The sequence below is a fragment of the Brucella pseudogrignonensis genome, from assembly GCF_002252525.1.
Lineage (GTDB): Bacteria > Pseudomonadota > Alphaproteobacteria > Rhizobiales > Rhizobiaceae > Brucella > Brucella pseudogrignonensis.
This window is the reverse complement of sequence record NZ_NNRM01000044.1, coordinates 80502-103679: the sequence shown is the minus strand read 5'-3', so window position 1 is coordinate 103679 and position 23178 is coordinate 80502. Positions and strand designations below refer to the sequence as shown.

The window sequence follows — 23178 nt, the reverse complement described above, 5'->3', positions numbered from 1 at the left end:
CGATGACAATTGATCGAAGTTTGCCAAACCACTCAGTTCCTGGACTGCATACAAAAAACTCAAAGAGGATCGCGCCAGAAAGCGCAGTGCGGCAGCGTATCGTTAAGTTACGGCAGGCCTTTTCGGTGGTTCAAAACTTTTTTTGGTATTGGTGAACTGCGTGTGGATTACGGGCTTCGGTTATCGCGAATATTTCGGACAACGCGGCAAGGTCCTAATCATTCTGCTTTCTGGTGGCGACAAGGCCTACCAAAAGAAAGACATCAAGGAAGCCATAAAAGTGGCGAAGGAGGCGTAAAGCCTATAGAGACAATTCCCTTCGATGCTTCTGAATTCCTAGGAAGCCAAGAGGTTCTGTTGCAAACTTTTCATCAACGGATGGACTGATAGTATTTCGGCTTTTAATCAGCTGAGTATTTTAGATGTTCAAAGGTCGCCATTTTGATAAATCCGTCATTCTGCTTTGTGTTCGGGGGTATCTGGTTTACAATTTGAGCCTTCGCAATGTGAAGGAAATGATGGCGGAGCGCGGTATTGATCTGGACCATTCAACCGTCCATCGCTGGGTCATCTGCTTTAGTCCAAAACTGCCTGAATGTTTCAATCGGAAGAAGCGGCAGGTCACACGCAAATGGAACCTCGATGAGACTTACATCAAGGTCAAAGGAGAGTGGCTGTACTTATATCGTGCCATCGATAGCAATGGCGATACGGTTGAGTTCTATTTCAGCAAACATCGTGATCTGACCGCTGCTGAACGCTTTATACGCAAGGCCCTGGCCCGCCACGGCAGGCCAGTGCGCATTGCCATCGATGGAAGCGAGACCAACAGAATAGCTATAGTACAATGCGATGCAGAGAGCCGGCTCAGCCAGACTGGAAAACCTATTGCCATTCGTTGCAGTGAATATATGAACAACACGATTGAGCGGGATCATCGTCGCATCAAACGACGCACACGCTCCATGCTTGGTTTCAAGTCAGAAACCGCAGCGGGCATCACGCTTGCCGGTATCGAACTCATTCACATGATGCGTAAACAACAATGCATCTTTGAATATCAGAAAGCACTCTCTATCAAACAACAGTTCGAAGTACTCGCAGCATAATTGCGTCCAGAGCTAAGCAGTGCTCCGTGCAAATAAAATTTTTGCAACAGAACCTTTCGTTTGCTCCATAAAAAAAGCCGCCCAAAATGGACGGCGATAAAATTGCGCCATCGGCGCATTATTCTACTTGCATCGTGCGCCATTGGCGTATAAATAACGAATATGAGAATAGTTCGTACGCATCGCTACACAAAAGACCTGCGCAGACTGCGGCTATCAGAGCGCCATCAAGACGCTCTTGAGCAGAGCATAGCAAACGACCCACAGGTCGGAGCGGTCATTCCCGGCCTTGAGGGCGTACGGAAAGTTCGCTTTGCAATGCAGGGGAGAGGAAAGAGCGGCGGCAGCAGAGCTATTATTACCTGATGCTTTCAGACGATCTTGCAATTATGCTGACAGCGTATGCTAAGAATGAGCAAGAAAACCTCTCTCCTGAACAGAAGAAAGCAATTCTTGCAGCCCTTAAGGAGTTGAACAATGGCTGACAAAAACAAAGATTTTGGCGACGGCATCCTTGAAGGCCTCAAAGAAGCATTGGCTTGGAAGCGTGGCGAGGTCGCGCTTGAGGTTCGGAATATCGATCCAATGCCAGCCTCTCGCATTAAAGAAATCCGTAAACGCCACGCACGCTCAACAAAAGAGTTTGAACGTCGGTTTGGCATTCCCGCCGCCACAATGAACAATTGGGAGCAAGGTCGCCGTAAGCCCGACCCAACCGCGCGTCTCTTGTTGAAAGTGATTGAGGACGCACCGGACGTTGTGGAGAAAGCCGCCCACGTAGCTTAATCCTAGCTCCCCAACTCCTAGCGATACCTATTAGCGCGCAACCTCGAATAAGCTCCCTCTGTTTTTGATGGAGGGAATGATGAGATCACAGCTTTCACTGATGTGGCTTGCCGCCATGACTGCGGCGGCATCGGCGATGCCTCTCGACGGAACAATATCAACAAGTTTTCAACCAAATATGGAAAACGGCAACTTAGTTGGGTGCTCTATAATTTATAGTGTTATTGACCATCCTGAAATATTTGGAAAAAATAGACAAAATACATTTGCGGGCTCTATCGGAATAGGGCTCAACAGGGAAAATAAAAATTTAGAATTATTGGTGTTAACTAGCTGATTTGCATCAATAGGCGATTTTTCTTCTGGTGTTGAAATCGACCCATTTCATATAGATTCTACATATATATTGATATAGACTTTGCGACAAACTTAAAGTTTCAGCATAAGAAGCTTCAAGGGGCGCAAGGAGGAGTTATTAGCTGGTTTGATTTGGTAAAATCAGCGGAGATTTTATCTAACTCACTTGAAAAAAGAAAGTTACGCATCGGTTACAAGACAGAAAAGAATGACTTAGAAAATTATTTCGATGTCGATCTGTCTGTACTTGATACCAATGCCAATGGTGAGCACTATAGGGGAGAAAAGACACTCGACGATTTCCGTCACTGCAATGAATCTCTTTCGAGATCAATCAAGCTTCACGATTGATAGAGCTATCCATCTTCTAGGGATACCAATTAGCGACAGCGATACACTACATTCCCTTTAGTTTTGAAAGGAATGAAGATGTACGCAATCCTTTATCTTATCGTTGTCGCTGTCATGGCGCTGATCATGCACTTCATCAGCATGGGAACCACGTCACTCGTAGACTTTTTTGGTCATGGCTTTGGTTGGGGCACGATCTTCGGAATGATGGTGACGGGCGCCATTGCCCTAATTTGCCAGCGCATCGAGGCGAGAAAGTAATTGGTGCGTCATATTTCCTCCTTTAGTTGCTCGATCCATCGTAATGGCCTCAATGACCTTTTGAACCTGTGGAGCGCCCACTTTCATGTTCTGCAACAGGTTCATAGCTTCAAGATATGCAGGCCGATTGCTGGTTAGTGCCTGTGCGATCTGCGTGTTCCTCTTTTCAATCGCCTGCTGTTGGATCAATTTCATCACATGACCAACGGTTCTTACTCCGGCTGCTCGCAATGCCCCTAATGCTCCTTGAGCAGAATACGCCTCCTTTACACCGAAAGCAGGGGGCGCGGGCGGTGCAAAGTCTCTCTGAGCTGCTTGTCGTGCTGCCGTGTAGCTATTGCCCAGGACGTCGTTTTTTGTCGTAGCAAACAATGCGTCCCTGTCGAGAAGATCAAGTGCATCTTTCGTACGGTCCTGACCGAACAGCATCCCCATTCGATCACGGTTCCAGTCGCCCTCTCCCTTAATTATGTTTTTGAGCGCAACCAAGTCGTTCGCCTTTGTCCCGATCTGACGGTCAATATCGGCACGGGCGGCTTGCTGCATACGGAACGTTTTTGCAGATGGGCCAACCATTAGGCCTTCTGGATTAACGCCGTCCAGAGCCTCCTGCTGGAGTTCCTCAGGTCGTAGCGCCTCGCGCCCACTGTCGAGCGCCTTTACACCGATCCGAAGCCCTTCATTCTGTCGTGCAAGTTCTCTAAACTGAGCGTCGGCCATTTTGATACCCGGAACATGCTGCGCCAAGCTATCATCGATCATCTGCCGCGTTTCAGTGAGTATTCTTGACACCTGCGGGTTAGCTTCATTCTTTTGAAGGCCATCAATTGCGTTTCTCGTCTGCAAGAGAGTGTAAGGATTGGTATCCAGCGTATTGCCGTTGTTCACGTTGAGCATATTGCGAATGTTCTTCGCGGCAGACTGCGCCGGTCCACGCAGGATAAAGTGCCAGATTATTGCCCGCTACGCAGCAACTCCACTATGCGCAATGATCTCCGGACTTTGTCTCAGCCCAAAACAAGATTGGTGATTTCGGGCTTCGTTGTGCTCAAGTATCAGCTTTTTGCAGGGCTTTACCACAAGTCCGTGCATCACCTCTCGGCAGATGTTGACAATGCCAATTAAAATATGACAAACGCGGTTAAGTATTTATCGTGCCAGATCTCATGCCATGCCTGCAGGCTTTTGGATCGCGGTCACTACAAAATCTTATCGTTACGACAGGTACGTGTGATGGTCCGTTCCTTGACTTCCTGGCTGAATGGCCTGTTTCGTCTTCATAACAGGGAAGCGGTACGTTTCGCTGCCCGATTGGTCGGCAGTCGCGACAATGGCGAGGAAATTGTTCAGAATGCCTGGCTAAGGCTGTGCGCCCGAACCGATACCACACCCATTGAGCATCCCCGGTCCTACCTGTTTCGTGCCTGTCGCAATGCAGCCATCGATTTTACATTGCGCCAACAGCGTGAGCGCAATTACCGTGTCGACCTGGACAGCCTCGACGAGGCTGAAGTTGCCGATAATACGCTCGAGCTTTACGAGCAACGGCGGCAATTGGCGGTCTTCGTCGTCTCGCTCAATGACCTTCCCACAGCCTGCCGCCTTGCCTTCGTCATGAACAAATATCAGGGCTATTCGCATCGCGAGATTGCCCAACAGCTTGGCATTTCTGTCAGTATGGTCGAAAAACACGTAGTCAGGGCTCTGATGCACTGCCGCAAATTCCTCACCGAAGATAGCGAGTGTTGATCAAAGCTTTGATGTTTTCACGCCTCTAAACCGTCTAGACAACAGGACGCAAGATGAGAAGGGACGGGATGCCCGCCAAAACAATGACGGAGGATCACCATGATCTTGCCGAACAGGCGCTACACTGGATTGTCAAACTCAATTCCGGAGAATCTGATCCCGAGCAGTTCAAGGCCTTCGCCGCATGGAGATCATCAAGCCTTTTAAACGAACAGGCAGCTGAGCAGGCGGAAGCACTCTGGAACGCCATGTCAGGGCTCCATGTCGACCCGAACAATGGACTGATGCGGCTATCGCCCATCGAAGCTCCGGTTTCCCGTCGCCATGTGCTGAAAGGCATTGCCGTTGTGAGTGCTGTCAGCACAGTCGGTGGCGCGCTCTGGGGCAGCGGACTTCTGCGGCAGATTTCTGCTGATTATGTTTCCATGACCGCTGATCTCAGGACCATCAACCTTGACGACGGCTCCCGCATTTTCCTCAATGCGCGTTCCGCCATCGATGTGAAACTCGCTCCGGCGTTGAGGCAAGTCATCCTGTATGAGGGGCAGGCCTATTTCGAAATCGCCGCAGATCCTGCCCGTCCGTTCGAAGTGCGGATCGGAGACTGTTCGGTGGTCGCCTTGGGGACGGCCTTTGATGTCTCCAAAAACCTAGTTGATGCTTTGGCCGAGGTTGCGGTGACGGAACACGCCGTGCTGGTGCGATCTCAATCGGGCCAAACCCGCCAAATCGCGGCAGGCCAGTCCGTCTCCATCGATAAAATGGGGGCCATTGGTCCGGTCGTCCTTCAGGAAAGCGCTGTGACAACTGCATGGAGGGACGGCGTCTATATCGCGCAGGACCGCTCGTTAGGCGATATCATCGCCGCACTTGCTGCCTGGTATCCCGGCCTCATCTATCTCCGTGACCCCTCACTTGCCAAACTCAGGGTCAACACCGTGCTTGATCTCCACGACCCAGTCGCTTCGCTTAATACGCTGCAGGCCGGGCTGCCGATCCGCAGTCGTCATTACTCCCGCTATCTGACGGTCATTCTGCCTGCCTAAGCGCCCTTCAAAATAGTGCGCTCGCCAATTGAGGTTTTTCTGAACCAGACCGGTCTCAGCTATAGACGGGCAGCATCATCGGACTACCAGCGCGATCCCGTCTGGCGTTTTGCGGACAGGAGAATATCATGAGAATGTTGATGAGGGTAAAATGGCTGAAGGCTTTTCTGGTTGCCACAACGGCAATCATGCCACTTGTAGCCATTGGTGAAGGCTATGCTGTTGCGCAAACAGCGCAAAACCGGGTTCCCTATCATATCCCCGCTCAATCTCTCGCCTCGTCGCTCTCAGCCTTCGCGCGCGCCAGCAATTACAAGATTGCCTATACTACTTCCTTGACGCTCGGCAAGATGGCGCCAGCGATCGAGGGCAATTACACTGCAGAAGACTTGCTCGAACGATTGCTGTCAGGGAGCGGGCTGTCCTACCGCTTCACTGGCGAAAAATCCGTGTCCATCGCAGCGATCGGCCAGCAGGACGCGGCATTTCAGGCGGAAGGAACGACGCTCCTTGACACGATCACCGTGACTGGCGGCCAGGGCATTGCGGCAGCAGATGCACCCTATTCCACGGCTGCACCCACCGCTTATATTTCCGAGCAGACCATTGATCGGTTTCGCGGCTCGAGTCCCGCCGATATCTTTCGCGGAACTGCCGGCGTGATGTCCGCTGAAGCCCGCAATGGAGCAGGCTCGATCGATGTGAATATTCGGGGCATGCAGGGCATGGGGCGAGTCAAAACCACCATTGATGGTGCGGAAAACGCCATCAATATCTATCAGGGCTATCAGGGTATATCCAATCGAACCTTTGTCGATCCTGACCTGCTGGCAGGTGTCGAGATCCAGAAAGGGTCTGATGCCGCATCAAGTGGTATCGCGGGCACCGTCGCCATGCGCACCGTCGAGGCCGGTGACATTGTCAAGGAGGGCAATCGCTTTGGCATTCGCGTCAAGGGTGGATTTGGCACCAATTCGAGCAAAACTGTCGGTGACACGGTTGCCGGATATCAAGTGATCAACAAGGGCTATGCCGGTCCCAAGATCGACGATCCGGAACTGCCTGATTATGACAGTCTTTTTGTGCCTTCGGTCACGAGTGGAGAGGGCACGATGAACCGGCCGGCGTTCCTGCAACCCACAAACGGTTCCGGTAGCATCGTTGCGGCAATGAAGGATGAGCAGGTTGAATTGCTTGCAGGCTATGCCTACCGCAAACGCGGAAACTATCATGCAGGCAAGCACGGCTCAGCGGCGCAAGTCAATGACAGGGGACCCACCTCGGTCTGCAACACATTGTCGTGCCAACTCAATCCCGATGACCCCTACAATTGGATGTGGTATCCGCAATACATGGAGCACAGCGGGCTCACCAATTACCGTGCCGGTGAACAGGTGCTCAATACTCAGCTTGAGACAGGCTCCTGGCTTTTGAAAGGCAAGCTCAAATTTGGTGACGGGCACAGCATTCAGCTCGGTTACACCGGGTTCAAGAGCATTTCTGGCGATCGCATGGCTTCCAATCTCAACGGGCTTGGCGCGCAGGCCCGGCAGCAAAGCAAAACCACCGATGCCGATATCCATACCGGCACTTTCAAATATCGCTGGAACCCGGAAGACAATGATGTGATCAATCTCAAATCCAATCTTTGGGTCACCCGTCTCGAACAGCGCAGCCCGCCGGCTTATGGCGGCAGCGCGAACGCACCCTCCGGATTTAAATCCGGTCCAGATCTTTTGACCTGGGGGGCTGATATCAGCAATGAATCTCATTTTTCTACAGCCTATGGTGATCTCGTTCTCACCTATGGGGCATCCTACAAGCTCGAGGATACCGCGCCATCCGAAGGCACGCGCAAATGGGATACCTGGCTTGATCTGCGTGATGGCAAGCGAGAAGAGGCTGCAGGCTATATCAAGGCGGGCTACAAGCCGGTGGACTGGCTGACGCTGAATGGCGGGCTGCGTTACTCCCATATGTGGTCACAAGACCGAAGCGATCCAGCCGTCAAGCTCCCGGAAATGGATTATTCGACCGCAGCTTTCAGGGAAGGGGGCTTTAGTCCTTCTTTTGGTGTGACGGTTGAGCCGATAAAGGGCACGCAGTTCTATGCCAATTATTCCAGCACACTGCGTGCACCCAGCATTATGGAATCGGTCACCGCATTCAGTATGAACGTGAATGCGGACACCAAGTCAGAGCGCTCCAATAATTGGGAGCTGGGTGTCAATCTGATCGAGGATAGTCTTCTCGCAGACAGTGATCAGACAATGGTCAAGTTAGGATATTTCAACTGGGATGTGCAAAACTATATTGCCCGCGAATGGTATCGGGACCCCAACAAGATCTATCCGGGCATGCGTATCATCAATATCGACCGTGCACGCTTCTCTGGACTTGAGCTCTCGACCCGCTATGAACTTGGCGGCTTCAGCGCGGAACTGGCTGCAAACTACTATCTCAATGTCGAGTTCTGTCGCACTGCGGATAGCTGTGAAGACAAGTCGCTTTACGCTGATTATTCCACCAATGCCGTGCCACCGAAATATGGCATCGATCTCACCTTGTCGCAGAAACTCATGGAGGATGCTCTCACCCTTGGTGGCCGCATCTCGCATGTATCAAGCAGAGCGATCGGCCATGGCGACGCCACCGCCCAGGGCATGTCACAATTTATCAGGCTCATTGAATGGGAACCCTATACGCTGGTCGATATCTTCGCAGAATATAAAATCAACGATAATTACACAGCCAGTGTCCGGGTCGAAAATCTGACGGATCAATATTATGTCGATCCGCTCAGTCTCGTGCAGCAGCCCGGACCCGGCCGGACATTCTATGCATCGCTGACCGCAAGCTTCTAGCGGCTGCGGGGCTGCTTCAAATCTCCAACACTCATGAGACCGGGTTTGCAGTTGAAGCTGCGTCCGGTCGCTTCCTGGTTCGATCAGGCGGAGAAAGCTGCGCGCGGCATCAATGAGATGCACGGCAATCATCAGCTATCGACGCAGATCCTACGTCCCTTGGATTGATAAAATCAAAGCGCCGCAGGCGCAGCTCTTCCGGCTCAGTTTCGATGGGCCTTCTTTTGCGCCTCGCGTGGGCTCATTCCGAATTGGCGCCGAAAGGCTGTGGCGAAGTTTTCTGGACGCGTATAGCCCGCGAGCAAACTTGCGCGTGAAACAGGCACTTCTCCTGAAACAAGCGCATGATAGGCAGTGTCGAGACGAGACCTGCGGATATAATCGAAGACGCTTGCACCCTCGCAAAGTTGAAACAACCGTTGCAGGCCGCCCGAATTGATACCGGCTGCGCGGGCTATCGTCGGCACATTGAGCGGTTCCGCAAGGTTCTCGGCAATGAAATCCTTTGCGCGCGCAAGCCGCAAACGGTCGAGCCGGTTTAAAGCAGGTGTCGACGGCTGCTGTGGTGCTGCCCGCGTCATCGCGCAAAGCGCCTCCGCCACGATTTCAACGGCACGGCTCTCAAAGAACAGCTTTCGCAAAGCGGGCGTCAAATGTGGTGGCATGACAATCTGCTGCAACAATTGGAGGGTTCGCGGCGTTACGGTCCAGTGATGACTGGCAAGATGATCCCGCAAAAAATGGGGGGTGTCACCTTCTGAGGCGGTCTGCAATCCGTCAATATCCAGCCATTCCGGTGTGGCCGAAACCACCAGATGCCGCAATCGCTGGCCGCCAGGCGAACTGCGCTGAAAGCTATCTGCGCGGGCATTCATGATCGCTGTACCCTCCAGAGCCTGAGCGTTTCCCTCAAAATGGAACGCTCGTTCGCCCATTTTCATATCGACTGCGCCGTCGAGGAAGAAAATACAGGAAAGACCGGCCGGTAAATGCGAGGAGGCAGTAAATGCCCGTTCCTCCGATGCGTCGCTCACATGCAAGAAAAGCCCCGGCCGCAATTCTTCATGAATGAACTGTCCCTCGATCAAGGTGTCTTCGGGTGAAAGCCGGTCGTCCGGACTTTCCAATGTCACGCCATCCCGCTGCAGAAAATCACGTACCAGCAGCTTCTTATGACTCGCGTCAACGGATGGTGCCGGAAGTGCGTGTTGGGGCGATGTCATCAGAAAAAACCCTTCAATGCGATTGCCACACCCGATGTTGCAACCCGCCTGACCCTTCGGTGAGCTCGCATGCTGCCTTGTCTGAACTCAGCCTCACGTTTTTTGCCTCCGGCAAAGGTTTTTCTGTCTTTGCCAAAGCTTGGCGAATTGCGCATAGCTCGATGCTTTCTCTATTCGTAACTTAATATGATTTTAAAGGTCAAGTTTAATCGGTTGTGTTTGCAACCGCTTTATCTGCGGCCTTGAACAAAGCATCAGAACGAGGTTTCCGTGACACAGTGGATTGCTGCCTATCATAATATCAAAAGGGCTCCGAAACGGCATCGCGCCGGACTGTCACGGCTTCTCATGCTCTCGACAGCCATCGGACTGCTGGCAACCCATTCCGCCCTGGCGCAACAACAGGACGAAGCCGCGACAGTGCTCGGAACGATCACCATTGATGCTAAAGGCGAAAGTCCGACGGGCCCCGATCATTCGATCGTCGCCAAGAAAAGCCGCGCTGCATCGAAAACCAGCACTTCTCTGCTGGAAACACCGCAGGCTTTGAGCGTCGTCACCCGGCAACAGATGGATGCACAGGGGGCGGATAGCGTGCCGCAGGCGCTCCGCTATACGCCCGGGATTCTTTCCGAAGCCAATGGATATGACATCCGCTACGACTGGCTCAATATTCGCGGCTTCAACACCTATGGCACCATCTGGATGGATGGGCTCGCACTTCCGGGTGACCCAAGCAGCTACGCAACACCCAGCGTCAATCCCTATGCGCTCGAACGGATCGAGGTTATCAAAGGGCCGGCATCTGTCCTCTATGGACGCACGATGCCCGGTGGACTTGTCAACTATGTCAGCAAACGCCCGCAGCAGACAGCAAGAAATGAGGTCGTGATCGGGACGTCGGCCTTCGGCGGCGTGCAGACATCGGTTGATTCAACCGGGCCGGTAACCAAGGATGGCGACTTTCTTTATCGCTTTGTCGGGCAATGGCGCAACATGCACACCCAGATCGATCAGGAACGGGATCGATCCTTCATGCTGGCCCCGAGTTTGACGTGGAGCCCTTCAACCGATACCTCGCTCACCCTGAGTGGCTATTACCAGCGTGATCGCGCAATCTTCAATCCTCGCTTCTATCCTGCGACAGGGACATTGCTCAAAAATCCCCACGGACAAATCCCGCGCGATCTTTATCTCGGCGACCCTGAAGCCAATCAATTCAACCGCGATTTCTATACGCTCGGCTATCAATTCTCGCACCAGTTCAATGACAACTGGAGCATCCGACAGAACCTGCGCTACAGCCGGTCGAGCCAGGACATGTTTCTTGTGCTGGTCAATCCCGCCTTTGCCTACCAATCCGACGGTCACACACTCAATCGCGCTTCGGGTGCCTCGGAAGATACACTGAGCGCATTCAGCGTCGATACCCAGGCTGAGGCTCGGTTTGAGACCGGCCATCTCGACCATACGCTGCTGTTCGGTCTGGAATATATCAATGCCAGCTCCGATCGCAATTTCGGCAATGCAACGGCAGGTGTGCCGCCGCTCGATTATCTTGATCCGCACTATGGCGGCATTTCCATTGCCTATCCCGCCTACACAGCCTCTGCCTTGCAGAAGCAGCGTCAGCTCGGTGTCTATCTACAGGATCAGATCCGCTACGATCGGCTGATTGCCACTTTGGGCCTGCGTTATGATCGGTCGGAAATCTCCACCTTTAACAGGCGTGCAAAGCCGGAACAGGCCTTTGTCGAGAATGAGGAAGGCCAGGTGTCGGGGAGGGCCGGGCTCAGCTATCTCTTCGACAATGGCCTTGCGCCCTATCTGAGCTATTCCACCACGTTCACGCCTCTACTGGGTGTGGATGCATTCGAAACGCCCTATAAGGCGCAGCAGGCCGGGCAATTCGAAGTCGGGATCAAATATGAACCGGTTGCCCACAACGCCATGGTGGCAATATCGCTGTTTAATCTTGATATCAAAAATGCACTGACGCCCTATCTGACAAGCGGAATTCAGACGGGCTATATTCAGTCTGGCCGGCAGCGGGTCCGTGGCGTCGAACTTGAAGGCAAGATGGAACTGAGCCAGGAAATCGAACTTCTGGGCTCCTATGCCTATTCGCATTCCGAAATACTTGAATCCAATCTCGCCGTCGAAAAAGGCCGCGAAATCCTCAGACTGCCGGAACATCAGGCAAGCATCTGGGTCCGCTATAGCCCGGCCTTTATTCCCGGCCTCTCGCTGAATGCCGGTATCCGCGGCTGGTCCTCCTATCAGACCGACAGCAAATATCTGGAAAAACTTCGCATTCCCGGCCAAACACTGGTTGATCTGGGCGCTGAACTTGATTTTGGCGCCGTCAAGAAGGAGCTCGAGGGGATGACGCTGCGGGTAAACGCCAGCAATCTGTTTGACAGGAAATATGTGTCCCATTGTCTCAACGACACGGGCGGGAGCTGCAATTATGGAGCAGGCCGGGCGATCAATGCCAGCCTGAGATATAGCTGGTGAAGATGCTCGAAACCCCTGGCGCATACCGTAGGTTCATCATCAAGCTGGGGCTTGCCTTTGCAGGCCTCGCTTTGCTGCTGTCTCATCCGGCACGTGCTGAGATCGTCATCACCGATGCTGCCGGCCGGACAGTGCGTCTGGAAGCCCCGGCAAAACGCATTGTCACCAATGAAAGCCTGCTACTGCTGTCACTGGCGCTGATTGATCCCGATCCCGTCTCGCTTATAGCCGGTTGGGCCAATCCGCAACGGATCGACCCGGGCATGTTAGCGGCGTTCCGCGCAAAGTTCCCCGCTATTGACGCGATCCCGACGGTCGGCGCGCTGCAGCCCACGCAGACATCTGTCGAGAGTATCCTGAGCGCCAGGCCGGATCTGGTTGTCATCCATCAGTGGCAACCGGGCTGGCAGGAGATCGTCGATCTGCTTGCATCCGCCGCCATTCCCGTCATCTTCCTGGATGGCCCGGTGAATGACCAACGCTTACCACAGGACGCCACAGCCTTTTCCATCGCACTGCTGGGCGAGGCCATTGGTCGTGCCGCTCCGGCGGCAGACTACGCAAGATTCGTGCGCGATCATTATGCAGCGATCACCGGATCGTTGCAAAATGTCACCACGCGACCCACGGTACTGGTGGATGGATTTGCCAGTTCAAGCTGCTGTTCGACGCCAGGCCGCGATAATCGCATGACCCAGAATATTGCGCTTGCCGGCGGGATCAGCATCGGTGCCAGTGCGGTTGCTGGTTATGAAGGCAGATTGAATCCCGAATATGTGTTGGAAACCGACCCGGCAGTCTACATTGCCACCGGCGTGCCACAAATATCGTCGCAAGCCAGTCTGACAATCGGCGGCAACGTCGCAAAAGATGTGGCACGCAGCTCGCTTAACACGCTGGTCGATACGACAATCCGACGGGACCTGCACGCTGTCGCGCAAAAACGCGTCCATGGGATCTCCCATCAACTGTCGATCTCTGCATTGAATGTGGTGATTTTTGAGTGTTTCGCCAAATGGATTAACCCCGAACGCTTCGCGGACATTGATCCGGACAAGACCCTGGCTGAGATCAACAAGCGTTTCCTCGCGGTAGAGCTCGACGGCACCTTTTTTATCTCCCTGTCTGATGAGCGCTGATTGCCAATGGCAAAGATCGCGGCGACCGAACTCGATCCTATTTTTTAAGTGCAGTTCGGTCCGGCCAGCCGTGCCAGTAGCCTTCTGACTCGCCTTCACGGCTGAGATCACTATTGACGGAAGGCTGTCACGAGCGAAAATATCCAGATCATTCGAACGTGATCTTCAGCCAGCCGCGGTCCGCACTATTTTGTTTTCAATCATTCAATTGCTGCTATCCTGCGATCGCGTTGGTGAATATCAGAACCACTCAAACGCTGAGCCCCGGCAGACTTCACGGTTTGCCGGGGCTTTTGTTGGGCATTCATGCGGGATTGACGCAATCCTGGGTTTTCACGGGATCACGAAGTGCCTATCAGCTTGAAATGTCTCATTCTATCCTCTGGCCTTTTGCGCGTCTTTCTGGGATGATCGGCGGCGCTGTCAACCGAACATCGTTCTGGCGATCGTGCAACCCCGGCCAGGTCGCGCGCTGACCTCCGGGGTTTTTTCTTGCGCTGCAGCTGCGCCAGCTGATGATCGGACACGGTAAAAGCGATATCATCTCGACGCCGCGTGTCAGTCACGGGGTTTATAGCAGAAAGCCATCCACAAGCATTGATGCTCAGTGGCGGAGCGAGGCTCATTTGGGAACAATATGGAGCGGTTTCAGTTAACCTGCTGAAACAATATAAGGAGCTCCGATGTTTAAGAAATCCTGGATTGCGGCTTTAAGTTTTGCTGTTGCTGCAACCTCCTTCACCCCGGTGATTGCTTCGCCTCTGTATCCGACCTCGGATGCAGCTATCAATTCATCACAAGTTCAGCAGGTTCAGCACAGACGAATTATCGACGAACGTCGTAACAATTGGAAACGTTCGCATCGCGACGGATGGCACAATGGTCATCGTGGCTATCGCGAACATCGTCGTGGCTATAAGCGCCATTCAGATGGCTGGTGGTATCCCCTGGCGGCATTTGGAGCGGGCGCGGTCGTTGGTGGCGCTTTGAACAATCAGCGGCCAGCAGCGCGTGGTTATGACAATCGTCATTATCAATGGTGTTCTTCGCGCTACCGCACCTATCGTGCGTCCGACAACACCTATGTCCCAAGTGTTGGTCGCCGTGCCGTCTGTAACTCACCCTATAGCTAAGCGATGCTGATAGAATGGATGCCTCACGACAACCCGTCGTGGGGCATCTATGCGCAATGCCCCGCCTATCGGCACATCATCCTCATCCCGTTCACCGAACTATTGCGCCTTCGCGTTATGAAATAGCAGTTGCCGTGAAGGTTTTGCCTCTGGTCGGATTGGCATAGGGCAACGCGTCTGCGCTTCATCGCTTCAATCGAGCTTCGCTTTGAGATCGGCTTTCCCAAGCGCTATGCATAAATGCCTGTCGCCACTCCGACGCAAGCTGCGCCATCCTCGGTTGTTCTGAGCTCCTATTCAAGACAGCCACGGCTATGCATGTGGGGGGCTGTGCTGCATCCCTGCTTCGTCAAGCGCGCACGACTGTGCCATAAGGGCAGAATTAGTCGCGGATTTCAATCAACGCGATAAGACCGACAGCAACAACAAGCTGCCTGATCAACTGAATGCAGACATAGCGATTGAGAAAAGCAAGTGAGAAGAAGCAGGTGAGCAGAAGTAAGGGGGGCACTCTGGTAAACCGTGATTGCTTGGAGGCAAGTATCACCAGAGTGCAGCGCTTGCAAAATGAATAAAGCAAGCGATATCCGCTTAAACCATAATGGCCTGATGCCAACAATCGTAAGAGTGTGGGAGGAATATCAGGGCTTGCTGCGCTTCGCCCTTGATGGCATCCATGGTTTTCATCCCTGTATTTTTCCAGTGGTAGTGACCCGGTTGAAAGAAGACACGGACCTGGCACTGTCACCGGCTCGTGCGGATCAAAGGCCGCAGCGGTAGCATGGGAGTGAAATCCACCCTATCTGCGCAGGTGGAATGTCTGTCTGGAACTGGCCCCAATGCCCCCATCAAGCACCGGGACCTATGCGCCTCCGCATCGCCACAAGAGGCAGCATTCGCGTCGATCCATAGCAGTCTCTCATCATTTTAGAAGAAACCCGCCGAAGCCAGGGTCTAATCGGGAGACATGTTTAGCTGTTAGCCTGCACTTAGAAAAACATAAGCGCAATTCGCAAATTGTTGGGTGTTCACCAGCTGAGGACCGCTGAGATGAGGTTAGGCGCAAGATTAAGAGCATCGCCAGTCCCCTGGCAAAGGAAGAGAGGTGTTTGCAAACCACACACCCTGAAAAAATGCGCGTCGCATCAGCGAATATCATGCTCTGGCTTGCCGCAGCATCACCGTGTCGTCTGCCGCTCACCCCCCAGGAAGAAACTCCGCAATCTCGGGATGATCATTCAGGCCGAGGCTTCACCGCAAGGCTCACTTGTCCCCTGAGCCGTTCTCCTGCTTCTTGAACTCCATTGTATATCCCAGTCGAAACAGGACCAAGCCGACATATCGGATTGACGGATTCGTGCCCTCCATGAACAGTTGACTGACGCGGGATCTCGATACACGGAGAAGTTCAGCCAGATCGGAATGGGACATTGCCTTCTCCTTGAGAGCGGTCTTTAAGACCTCTTGAAATGCGATCACGTAATCCTCGGAAATATAGTTCTCGACGTCATCCCATCGCCGCATAATTCTTTTCAACTGTGCCTCCAGCAGACTGTTTGAAATAGGTGGCAAAACGCGAGAGGATCTGAATGAGACCCAATGGCATTTGGGTTCAAATCCTTAAGCTCTTCCTAGGAACAGCGTGTGACTCCCCTCACGGCATTCAATCTGACGCTCTTGCGCTGCGCGGCAAGAAACTTCAGCGACGTCCACGATGTCGCGCTGTATGCCATCATAGAGCTTGATGATGGTTTCTGCCACTGCTCTCCCGCATTCTTATAGTCACTTGATTTCAAGAGTATCGCAGCGCTTGAAAAAATCGCAGCATACGCGCAATTTCTGGCGCACGCCCGCTCAGCGCCTTTGTTTGAAAGAGGATGACCTGGCCTCAAGATCATCGAAAAGTTGTCACCCAATCGATAGCAGTCCTTGGCTGCTCACCTATAGGCCTGACCCGAAGGAACAAGCTGCGCCGTAGCACGTTTCATCTTTTTATGGAGAACGAGATGCGAAAGTCTGTTGTGTTATTTGTGTTGGCGGTGGCAGTTGTGCTCGCGTTCATCGTCGCAACGCCCTATTATTATGGGGCCAGCCCGCAGAACAACGGTGAACAGTCAGCGCCTGCAAATTAGTCGATCCACTCAAACTCTCTCAAGGCGATCGTGTAAACAAAAGCCTCGGCTTGACCGAGGCTTTTTTTGGTCATGACTGCAATCGCCGCGTGTGGTTTCTTTGATATTTAATCTCTTTCCAAGCCAGCATTGTTACGAGATAGCTCAGAGCGGCGATGATAATTCCTTCAATGATCAGAAAATAGAGCATAATCCCCTCCTAGGCTTGCATTCTTCCGCCGCCAGATCTTTTACTGCTCATCCAGGGAATTGCGACATCTGGCTTTTCCAGAATCCCACGTTTGCTGGCGAAGCCCCGAATGGCGCCTTCTGCTGCATCGACTGGTTTGAGGCCGTCGTGAGCATCGCAGCACGCCTTCCACGCTGTCTCATGGATCAAATCGCGGTCGTGCTCGGGCCATTGATCGAGAAAATCAAAAGCGTCCCCGAGACTTGCAATCTCGCGAACAAGAAAAGGGCCGTCCTTCACGAAAACAGGACTGTCAAACAAACGGTCGCTCATCGAAACCTCCATTTGATCGAACGTGTTAAGTCGGATTGACGGTCTCGATTTAGGAATGCGTTCTTAAGTTTCAAGATCTCCATCGAGTAAAATCGCCTGATAAAACAAGAGGGGAATTGCACGCATAGACGCGAGGCTTCGGGCTTTCTGGCGGTAGCAGATTGCATGGTCAAGCCATGGACTGCGGGAGCGGCACCTCCCACCGCACCAATCACTCTTCAGCTCACCATCCTCATATCGATAAAGCTGTGGTGGGTCTCATACCAAATCCTTTTGAGAACAGATACCGGTAACAAATTCGCGCCGGCTCCCACGATAAGACCGAGTGCATTTGCGGTACAGGCAGCGCGACGAAGGGCCATGCTTTGCAAGAGGATTCATCGCAGCAAAATTCCGCCGACCATGCCTGCGATCAGCATAAAACTGCGGGCATACCGAAGCCGGACCATCTGATGAGCATTGTAGAAATTTCCCGGTTCTTCTCAGGCAGCTGTGTTCATGGTCTCGCTGCCGCAGGCGGACAAGCTCGGATATTCCCTGATAAAATCAGATTGTGGCCACCCTTCTTGTATCAGGAAAGGACCGGCTGATGGTATCAACGCCTCGCGAGGCCAGCAGCGAAAGCGTATCCATCGAGCATTGGGACCACCCGAGGAAGCTATGATGCTGCGCGCGGATTGTCAGTGCTGGAACGCAGAGCTCCGCTTGCTGCCCGGCAGATTGTGGTTGCAGCGATGCTGCTGGAGAAGTCCTTGACCGCAGATCCCAGTGATTGTCAGGCTGTCAGTATCCGCCACCCTAAAAACCCCGGCAGCGGGTTGTTTATCGCCGCCTGGCAGAACCATTCTGCCGCATCATGCCCGCGATATTTCCGCAGGATTTGCTCCTTGTTACGGTGTTTTTAAAATCTTTGTTCAAACACGATTGGAATTCAGCACGGAAGACTTCTCTCCTCTACTATGCTGTTTGATGTGCAATGTCCTGACATGAAGTGTGGTTGATATGAACGAAATAGAGATTCTTGCCGCTTTGGTCGGCTTCCCATCCGTTGTTGGGACCAACAACAATGCGATTGTCGACTGGATCAGTTCCTATGCAAAATCGGTCGGTGCTGACGTCTCTGTGTTGACCGGACCGGAGGGGGACAGGGCTAATCTGTTGATGAGCATCGGTCCACGCAATGTACCGGGCTATGTTCTTTCTGGCCATACTGATGTTGTTCCTGCGCAAGAGGCAGAGTGGGTGACGGATCCGTTCAAACTGCACAGGGCCGGCGACAGGCTTTACGGACGCGGTACCACCGACATGAAAGGCTTTCTGGCCTGTGCGCTTGCAGCTCTGCCCATGCTCGCCTCCATGGCACTGAAACGGCCGGTTCATCTGGCCTTTTCTTATGACGAGGAAGCGGGTTGTCGGGGTGTTCCACATCTGCTCAAAGCGCTTCCAGATCTTTGTGCAAAGCCAGTCGGAGCGATCATTGGCGAGCCGAGCCAAATGCAGCCTGTCCGGGCCCATAAGGGGAAGGCCGCGGCGCGGCTTGAAATCATTGGCCGATCGGGCCATTCGTCGCGGCCCGATTTGGGATTGAATGCCGTGCATGCCATGGCAGGCGTGATTTCGAAAGCTGTCGCCTATGGGCGCAGTTTGGAAACCGGACCAGCCGACACCGATTTTGAGCCGGCCTCATCCACGTTGCAGTTTGGTGTCATCTCTGGCGGACAGGCGGTGAATATCATTCCTGATCGCTGCACGGCCGATATTGAAGTGCGGACAATTCCTGATGTGTCGGCCATCGCCTTGGTGGAACCGGTAAAGGCCGAATTATACGCTTTGCGCGACAAAGGCTTTGACGTTCTGTGGCACCCATTAAGCGCTTATCCAGCCTTCGCGATCTCAAATCAGAACCCACTCGCGGAGCTGATGGTCGCGCTGACGGGACAACAGACCGTGGCCGCCGTCAGCTATGGCACGGAAGCGGGTCTGTTCCAACAGGCAGGCATTGATGCGATCATCTGTGGGCCCGGTAATATCAGTCGCGCGCATCGTCCAAATGAATATATCGAATTGGCAGAAATGCAGGCCTGCAAGCAAATGATTGAAGGCCTTGCCGCGCATCTGGTCTCCTGAATCCGCAAGGCTGCGGAAATCACGCCAAGAGGCTTCTTTAACATGCATCGCGCAGAGCTTCGATGCTCGATGCGCCAGATTATTGCATCGGGTTGCCGGGTGCGGCTCTTCAGCTTGAGCGCATTTCAAACCTGCCCGCAAGTCAGGGCCGCTTTGAGTAGAATAATCGGCCGCTTTAGCCCGTTTGACGCAATTGCCCTCCGTCAGCCGGCCATTTTCAACCGAAAATGCGGCACGCCTTGCACTAGGCTTGAGGAGACAAATGCGAGGTGCGACATGACATTAAGCTTCGACCCCAAAACGCTTGAACTGCCGGTTTATCATTTTATCGGGGGGGAACGTCTGGATGCGACGGGCGGGCTAGAAATACACCGACCGTCGGATGGTAACCTTTATACCAGCTGCCCGATCGCCGATGAGATGCTGGTCGATCGCGCCGTCCAAAGCGCCAAGGAAACCTTGAAATCAAGCGGTTGGGCGGATAGTCGACCGCGGGAACGGCTGAATGCCATGCACCGCTGGGCAGACCTCATCGAACAGGAAGCGCTGGCACTGGCCCGGATGGAAGCGGTCTCCTCAACACGGCCCATTGCGCAGCTTATTGAAGGGGACATCGCCGTTACCGCTGAACAGATCCGTTTCTTTGCAGAATTTGCGGACAAGGAAGGCAGTGAGGTCGCCCCAACCAGCACCAACAGCTTTGGCATGACGTTAACAGAACCCTACGGCGTTATTGGGGCGATCACACCGTGGAACTTTCCGATTTCGATGGCGGGCTGGAAGCTTGGCCCGGCACTGGCGGCGGGCAACGCAGTGGTTCTCAAGCCGTCAGAAATCACACCCTTTACCACGCTTTATATGGCAGAACTCGCCGTTAAGGCTGGCATTCCCGCGGGCCTTATCAATATTGTTCTGGGGGATGGCCCCACCACTGGCAATGCCATCACCGGTCATCCGGATATTGCCAAGGTAAGCTTTACCGGATCAACAGCGGCAGGCGCGGCGATTATGGAAAATATCGCGCGCTGCGGTATCAAACCGATGACGCTGGAGCTTGGCGGAAAAAGCCCGCAGGTCGTGTTCGCCGATGCGGATATTGAACTGGCCGCTTCCGCTATCACCCGTGGAATTCTCAGCAATGCCGGACAGGCCTGCGTTGCTGGTTCGCGCGTCATTGTTGCAGAAGAAATTGCTGACGCTTTGAGCGAGGCGATCGCCTGTCATATGGCGAAAGTCACTCCAGGGGTGACCTGGGACGAAAAGACCCAATATTCGCCGATAATTTCCGAACGCCAGATCTGCCGTATCGACGAAATCGTGCAGAAAGCCATCCGACATGGCGCTCAAAAGGTTGTGGGCGGTAAAAGGATGGATCGCGACGGCTATTTTTATGAGCCGACGCTGCTTCGCGGCGTCGATGCAAGCTCTCCAGCTGTGAGCGAAGAAATCTTCGGTCCTGTTCTGACGATCCAGACATTCCGCGAGGAGGATGAAGCGCTGGCGCATGCCGATCATCCAACCTACGGATTGGCAGCAGGTTTGTTCACACGTGATTTATCGCGTGCAATCCGCGTTACCAAGGCTTTGCAGGCAGGCACCATCTGGATCAATCGCTATGGCCGTTCGCGCGATCATATCTTGCCAACCGGCGGTTACAAGAGCTCAGGGATTGGTAAAGATCTCGGGCGCGATGCCTATATCGCAAATCGCAAATCGAAAAGCGTGCTGATTGACCTCTAAAGTGCCTTACATATCCTGCGCGAAAATTCTTGGGACTTGCTGATTGCAGCAGCTGATAACGACAGGACGCGCGCGATTGCAACGCTCGACGCGCAAGATCGCGAAACGGTGTTGGCAAGGACGAAACGGAGATGAAAAGCCCCGTCTGGCCTGCAACGGCAAAGATCAACAAGCCGTTGCCGATCGGCGAACATCAGACACGAAAAACGGCGGTTTAACCGCCGCTTTTTCTCGCCGTTACGCATCCAAGCCTGTCGAGGCTCTTTGCGAAGAGGCCGGCCGACGGTCAGACGTCAGGACTGGGTGTTGAGGCAATATCAGCACGACGAAAGACCGTTTTAAGGTCGCTTAAGATGGGGCTTGCCCATCCGCATTAGCCGATGGTCGGGTGTTGCCTGCAAAAGGCTTCCTCTTCGGCTTTGGCAGCAAGCCTTCCCGTTGCGCTTTCTTCTTCGCGTCTTTTCGAGCCCGGGCGATAGCCGCTTCCTTCTCGCGAATGCGTTTTTCGGAAGGCTTTTCAAAGGCCCGGCGGGCTTTCATTTCACGGAAAACACCTTCACGCTGCAGTTTCTTTTTCAGAACGCGTAGGGCTTGATCGACATTGTTATCTCGGACAATAACTTGCACAATATCTCCTTTGTTGGCTTATAATAGTGAATCTCGGGCGATCCTCGCCGCCCTCAATCGCTCGGTTTTTGCAGAGGCCGCTGATTTTTCTTCATCCACAATGGCCTTTGCGGTGCGATCCGTTCGTGACTTCACGGTCGCGGGATGCTTGATAAGCGGCTTGAACAGCGTCTCATTCGGATATTCTACGGTCACTGCATAACTCTCCATGTGAAAACCAAACATGTAGCGCATGGGCTCAGCGCTTGAACGCCCGATAGCGTCGACATTTACAATCCTACCGATCCCAAGGTTAATCTCCTCGGATCGCAACCATTGACACCTCATCATGAATTCGACGCGCAGGCCAACAAAAAAGGGCCGAGCGTGCACTCGACCCCTTAAAAGTAAACCTCTTTCATCTCTGCCAGTACATCCGTGGTCAGAGGAAAGAAGAAAACCTATTTAAGCAGCTTGCAGATTGCAGGCCGACATTTTGCCCGATTTCATATCGCGCTCCAGATCAAAGCTGAGCTTTTGACCTTCGAAGATATCGCGCATTCCGGCGCGCTCAACGGCAGAGATATGAACAAAGGCGTCAGCGCCGCCATTGTCAGGCTGAATGAAGCCAAAACCTTTTGTTGAATTAAACCATTTAACTGTGCCAGTAGCCATGATGAACCCTTTCGGTGCAATAAAAAAACAGCAAACGTCGCGATGACGCTAAGTGGAAACGATTTTTAAAGGGGGTTCGATCAAGACGCGGTGCTAAACGCGCAATAAGCAAAACTCAACAAGAAAATATCGATGCTCAATACATAATATATGGATTGGAACTTGTCAAGTTATATTAAGGCGGCGCAAAATTTACGATATTAGTCTGAACGAATACATATTCGGATTTGTATTTCGCCACATCCCAAGTTGGGCGAGCCCTTGCACAAGATGCGCTCACCCAAATCAGACCAAGTGGATCACATCGTACAAAATGCCAGGCGGGGTGCAGGGAAGGCAGCGATATCAGCGCGATGGTCGCGCATCAAACCGGTCATGAAATTCTGCAAAACCAATTTAGACTGCTCAGAAAGCGGCTCGGGTAGCGGCTTTAACCTCGAGGTAACATACCCAGCTCTCGCCATCATCTGGTTGAGAATGCGGTTGTTGCCGTGACAACCGGCGAGATGTGTCGTGGAAGACATGATGTCCTCCTTTCAGATTGCGGGTCAGGATCATTGAATCCCCGCCAGCATGCCCAAGAAAAATGTAGGGCTGGCCATTCAGACTTATAGTGTGCGGCTAAAATAGCAAGAAGACAATTGGGGTAACTTAGAGGCATGATCTGCGTGACAACTCAAAACCAATACATGCATTCAGCATAGGAAAGCCGGACTAAATAGCCGGCAAACTGGCCTTTGCTCACACCGCCTTGGCAAAGAGTGCAGGTGCTGCAACTTGGGTCTGCCACCCGCTCATGGAGCCTCCATTTTCCGAGCTGTGCTGCGGCTCAGTCTTTAATGTTTGGCAAGCTCGAACGTC

Annotated in this window: 22 protein-coding genes; 14 read left to right on the top strand and 8 right to left on the bottom strand. The window is 53.1% G+C overall.

Features of this window, described 5'->3' with window-relative positions; translation table 11 throughout:
- The first annotated feature begins 160 nt into the window (after positions 1–160).
- From CEV34_RS20515 to CEV34_RS20490, 5 genes are all read left to right on the top strand, one after another.
- Positions 161–298 (top strand): type II toxin-antitoxin system RelE/ParE family toxin, encoded by a 138-nt coding sequence (locus CEV34_RS20515; protein WP_231194167.1) that lies wholly within the window; start codon positions 161–163, stop codon positions 296–298.
- Between the two features lie 124 nt (positions 299–422).
- Entirely contained in the window at positions 423–1109 is a 687-nt protein-coding gene (locus CEV34_RS20510; RefSeq protein WP_094544398.1) for an IS6 family transposase, read from the top strand.
- A 477-nt stretch (positions 1110–1586) separates the two neighbouring features.
- Positions 1587–1895, top strand: a complete 309-nt coding sequence (locus tag CEV34_RS20500) for a helix-turn-helix domain-containing protein (protein ID WP_094544397.1) — start codon at positions 1587–1589, stop codon at positions 1893–1895.
- 79 nt (positions 1896–1974) lie between these two features.
- Positions 1975–2232: a hypothetical protein gene (locus tag CEV34_RS20495; RefSeq protein ID WP_094544396.1), complete on the top strand. Its 258-nt coding sequence runs from the start codon at positions 1975–1977 to the stop codon at positions 2230–2232.
- A gap of 449 nt (positions 2233–2681) precedes the next feature.
- Complete coding sequence (locus CEV34_RS20490) at positions 2682–2864, top strand: hypothetical protein (protein ID WP_007880816.1); 183 nt, start codon at positions 2682–2684, stop codon at positions 2862–2864.
- Here CEV34_RS20490 and CEV34_RS20485 read toward each other — a convergent pair.
- Complete coding sequence (locus tag CEV34_RS20485; RefSeq protein WP_094544395.1) at positions 2832–3761, bottom strand: hypothetical protein; 930 nt, start codon at positions 3759–3761, stop codon at positions 2832–2834. The genes CEV34_RS20490 and CEV34_RS20485 overlap by 33 nt on opposite strands.
- 336 nt (positions 3762–4097) lie before the next feature.
- Here CEV34_RS20485 and CEV34_RS20480 point away from each other — a divergent pair, with 336 nt between their 5' ends.
- From CEV34_RS20480 to CEV34_RS20470, 3 genes are all read left to right on the top strand, one after another.
- Complete coding sequence (locus tag CEV34_RS20480) at positions 4098–4613, top strand: sigma-70 family RNA polymerase sigma factor (protein WP_007880811.1); 516 nt, start codon at positions 4098–4100, stop codon at positions 4611–4613.
- Between the two features lie 68 nt (positions 4614–4681).
- On the top strand, positions 4682–5659 hold the full coding sequence (locus CEV34_RS20475) for a FecR family protein (protein WP_094544394.1): 978 nt from the start codon (positions 4682–4684) through the stop codon (positions 5657–5659).
- A gap of 128 nt (positions 5660–5787) precedes the next feature.
- The gene (locus CEV34_RS20470; protein WP_235819132.1) at positions 5788–8523 is read left to right on the top strand and encodes a TonB-dependent receptor; all 2736 of its coding nucleotides are present in this window, start codon (positions 5788–5790) and stop codon (positions 8521–8523) included.
- Positions 8524–8726: 203 nt separating this feature from the next.
- Here the strand turns inward: CEV34_RS20470 and CEV34_RS20465 are convergent, their stop codons facing one another.
- Positions 8727–9746, bottom strand: a complete 1020-nt coding sequence (locus CEV34_RS20465; RefSeq protein ID WP_094544392.1) for a helix-turn-helix domain-containing protein — start codon at positions 9744–9746, stop codon at positions 8727–8729.
- 270 nt (positions 9747–10016) lie between these two features.
- Here CEV34_RS20465 and CEV34_RS20460 point away from each other — a divergent pair, with 270 nt between their 5' ends.
- From CEV34_RS20460 to CEV34_RS20450, 3 genes are all read left to right on the top strand, one after another.
- The gene (locus CEV34_RS20460) at positions 10017–12263 is read left to right on the top strand and encodes a TonB-dependent siderophore receptor (RefSeq protein WP_094544391.1); all 2247 of its coding nucleotides are present in this window, start codon (positions 10017–10019) and stop codon (positions 12261–12263) included.
- A gap of 2 nt (positions 12264–12265) precedes the next feature.
- The gene (locus tag CEV34_RS20455) at positions 12266–13402 is read left to right on the top strand and encodes an ABC transporter substrate-binding protein (protein ID WP_235819141.1); all 1137 of its coding nucleotides are present in this window, start codon (positions 12266–12268) and stop codon (positions 13400–13402) included.
- 683 nt (positions 13403–14085) lie between these two features.
- Positions 14086–14535: a BA14K family protein gene (locus CEV34_RS20450; RefSeq protein ID WP_007880801.1), complete on the top strand. Its 450-nt coding sequence runs from the start codon at positions 14086–14088 to the stop codon at positions 14533–14535.
- 1263 nt (positions 14536–15798) lie between these two features.
- Here CEV34_RS20450 and CEV34_RS20440 read toward each other — a convergent pair.
- Positions 15799–16071 carry a helix-turn-helix domain-containing protein gene (locus tag CEV34_RS20440; protein WP_143853456.1) on the bottom strand — a complete coding sequence of 91 codons (273 nt, stop codon included), beginning with the start codon at positions 16069–16071 and terminating at the stop codon, positions 15799–15801.
- A gap of 470 nt (positions 16072–16541) precedes the next feature.
- On the opposite strand from CEV34_RS20440, the gene CEV34_RS27590 reads away from it, so the two are divergent.
- Entirely contained in the window at positions 16542–16667 is a 126-nt protein-coding gene (locus tag CEV34_RS27590) for a hypothetical protein (RefSeq protein ID WP_268877857.1), read from the top strand.
- A gap of 199 nt (positions 16668–16866) precedes the next feature.
- On the opposite strand, the gene CEV34_RS20435 is transcribed toward CEV34_RS27590, so the two are convergent.
- Positions 16867–17169 (bottom strand): DUF982 domain-containing protein, encoded by a 303-nt coding sequence (locus CEV34_RS20435; RefSeq protein ID WP_007880798.1) that lies wholly within the window; start codon positions 17167–17169, stop codon positions 16867–16869.
- 1002 nt (positions 17170–18171) lie between these two features.
- Here CEV34_RS20435 and argE point away from each other — a divergent pair.
- On the top strand, positions 18172–19296 hold the full coding sequence (gene argE / locus CEV34_RS20425) for an acetylornithine deacetylase (protein ID WP_094544388.1): 1125 nt from the start codon (positions 18172–18174) through the stop codon (positions 19294–19296).
- Between the two features lie 276 nt (positions 19297–19572).
- A complete protein-coding gene (locus tag CEV34_RS20420; RefSeq protein WP_094544387.1) occupies positions 19573–21036 on the top strand; it encodes an aldehyde dehydrogenase family protein in 1464 nt (487 codons plus the stop codon).
- A 348-nt stretch (positions 21037–21384) separates the two neighbouring features.
- Here CEV34_RS20420 and rpsU read toward each other — a convergent pair whose 3' ends face one another.
- The 4 genes from rpsU to CEV34_RS20400 all read right to left on the bottom strand — a co-directional run bounded on the left by rpsU (position 21385) and on the right by CEV34_RS20400 (position 22841).
- Positions 21385–21663: a 30S ribosomal protein S21 gene (gene rpsU / locus CEV34_RS20415; RefSeq protein ID WP_007880795.1), complete on the bottom strand. Its 279-nt coding sequence runs from the start codon at positions 21661–21663 to the stop codon at positions 21385–21387.
- Positions 21664–21681: 18 nt separating this feature from the next.
- A complete protein-coding gene (locus tag CEV34_RS26820; protein WP_374891537.1) occupies positions 21682–21888 on the bottom strand; it encodes a hypothetical protein in 207 nt (68 codons plus the stop codon).
- Positions 21889–22107: 219 nt separating this feature from the next.
- On the bottom strand, positions 22108–22317 hold the full coding sequence (locus tag CEV34_RS20405) for a cold-shock protein (RefSeq protein WP_007880793.1): 210 nt from the start codon (positions 22315–22317) through the stop codon (positions 22108–22110).
- 299 nt (positions 22318–22616) lie between these two features.
- A complete protein-coding gene (locus CEV34_RS20400; protein WP_007880792.1) occupies positions 22617–22841 on the bottom strand; it encodes a hypothetical protein in 225 nt (74 codons plus the stop codon).
- Positions 22842–23178: the final 337 nt, after the last annotated feature.

Excerpts from the sequence above, each read along its gene's own strand:
- CEV34_RS20510 (WP_094544398.1), top strand. The coding sequence starts at position 423 with ATGTTCAAAGGTCGCCATTTTGATAAATCCGTCATTCTGCTTTGTGTT.
- CEV34_RS20500 (WP_094544397.1), top strand. The coding sequence starts at position 1,587 with ATGGCTGACAAAAACAAAGATTTTGGCGACGGCATCCTTGAAGGCCTC.
- CEV34_RS20495 (WP_094544396.1), top strand. The coding sequence starts at position 1,975 with ATGAGATCACAGCTTTCACTGATGTGGCTTGCCGCCATGACTGCGGCG.
- CEV34_RS20490 (WP_007880816.1), top strand. The coding sequence starts at position 2,682 with ATGTACGCAATCCTTTATCTTATCGTTGTCGCTGTCATGGCGCTGATC.
- CEV34_RS20485 (WP_094544395.1), bottom strand. The coding sequence starts at position 3,761 with ATGCTCAACGTGAACAACGGCAATACGCTGGATACCAATCCTTACACT.
- CEV34_RS20480 (WP_007880811.1), top strand. The coding sequence starts at position 4,098 with ATGGTCCGTTCCTTGACTTCCTGGCTGAATGGCCTGTTTCGTCTTCAT.
- CEV34_RS20475 (WP_094544394.1), top strand. The coding sequence starts at position 4,682 with ATGCCCGCCAAAACAATGACGGAGGATCACCATGATCTTGCCGAACAG.
- CEV34_RS20470 (WP_235819132.1), top strand. The coding sequence starts at position 5,788 with ATGAGAATGTTGATGAGGGTAAAATGGCTGAAGGCTTTTCTGGTTGCC.
- CEV34_RS20465 (WP_094544392.1), bottom strand. The coding sequence starts at position 9,746 with ATGACATCGCCCCAACACGCACTTCCGGCACCATCCGTTGACGCGAGT.
- CEV34_RS20455 (WP_235819141.1), top strand. The coding sequence starts at position 12,266 with ATGCTCGAAACCCCTGGCGCATACCGTAGGTTCATCATCAAGCTGGGG.
- CEV34_RS20450 (WP_007880801.1), top strand. The coding sequence starts at position 14,086 with ATGTTTAAGAAATCCTGGATTGCGGCTTTAAGTTTTGCTGTTGCTGCA.
- CEV34_RS27590 (WP_268877857.1), top strand. The coding sequence starts at position 16,542 with ATGCGAAAGTCTGTTGTGTTATTTGTGTTGGCGGTGGCAGTTGTGCTC.
- CEV34_RS20435 (WP_007880798.1), bottom strand. The coding sequence starts at position 17,169 with ATGAGCGACCGTTTGTTTGACAGTCCTGTTTTCGTGAAGGACGGCCCT.
- argE (WP_094544388.1), top strand. The coding sequence starts at position 18,172 with ATGAACGAAATAGAGATTCTTGCCGCTTTGGTCGGCTTCCCATCCGTT.
- CEV34_RS20420 (WP_094544387.1), top strand. The coding sequence starts at position 19,573 with ATGACATTAAGCTTCGACCCCAAAACGCTTGAACTGCCGGTTTATCAT.
- CEV34_RS26820 (WP_374891537.1), bottom strand. The coding sequence starts at position 21,888 with ATGTTTGGTTTTCACATGGAGAGTTATGCAGTGACCGTAGAATATCCG.
- CEV34_RS20405 (WP_007880793.1), bottom strand. The coding sequence starts at position 22,317 with ATGGCTACTGGCACAGTTAAATGGTTTAATTCAACAAAAGGTTTTGGC.
- CEV34_RS20400 (WP_007880792.1), bottom strand. The coding sequence starts at position 22,841 with ATGTCTTCCACGACACATCTCGCCGGTTGTCACGGCAACAACCGCATT.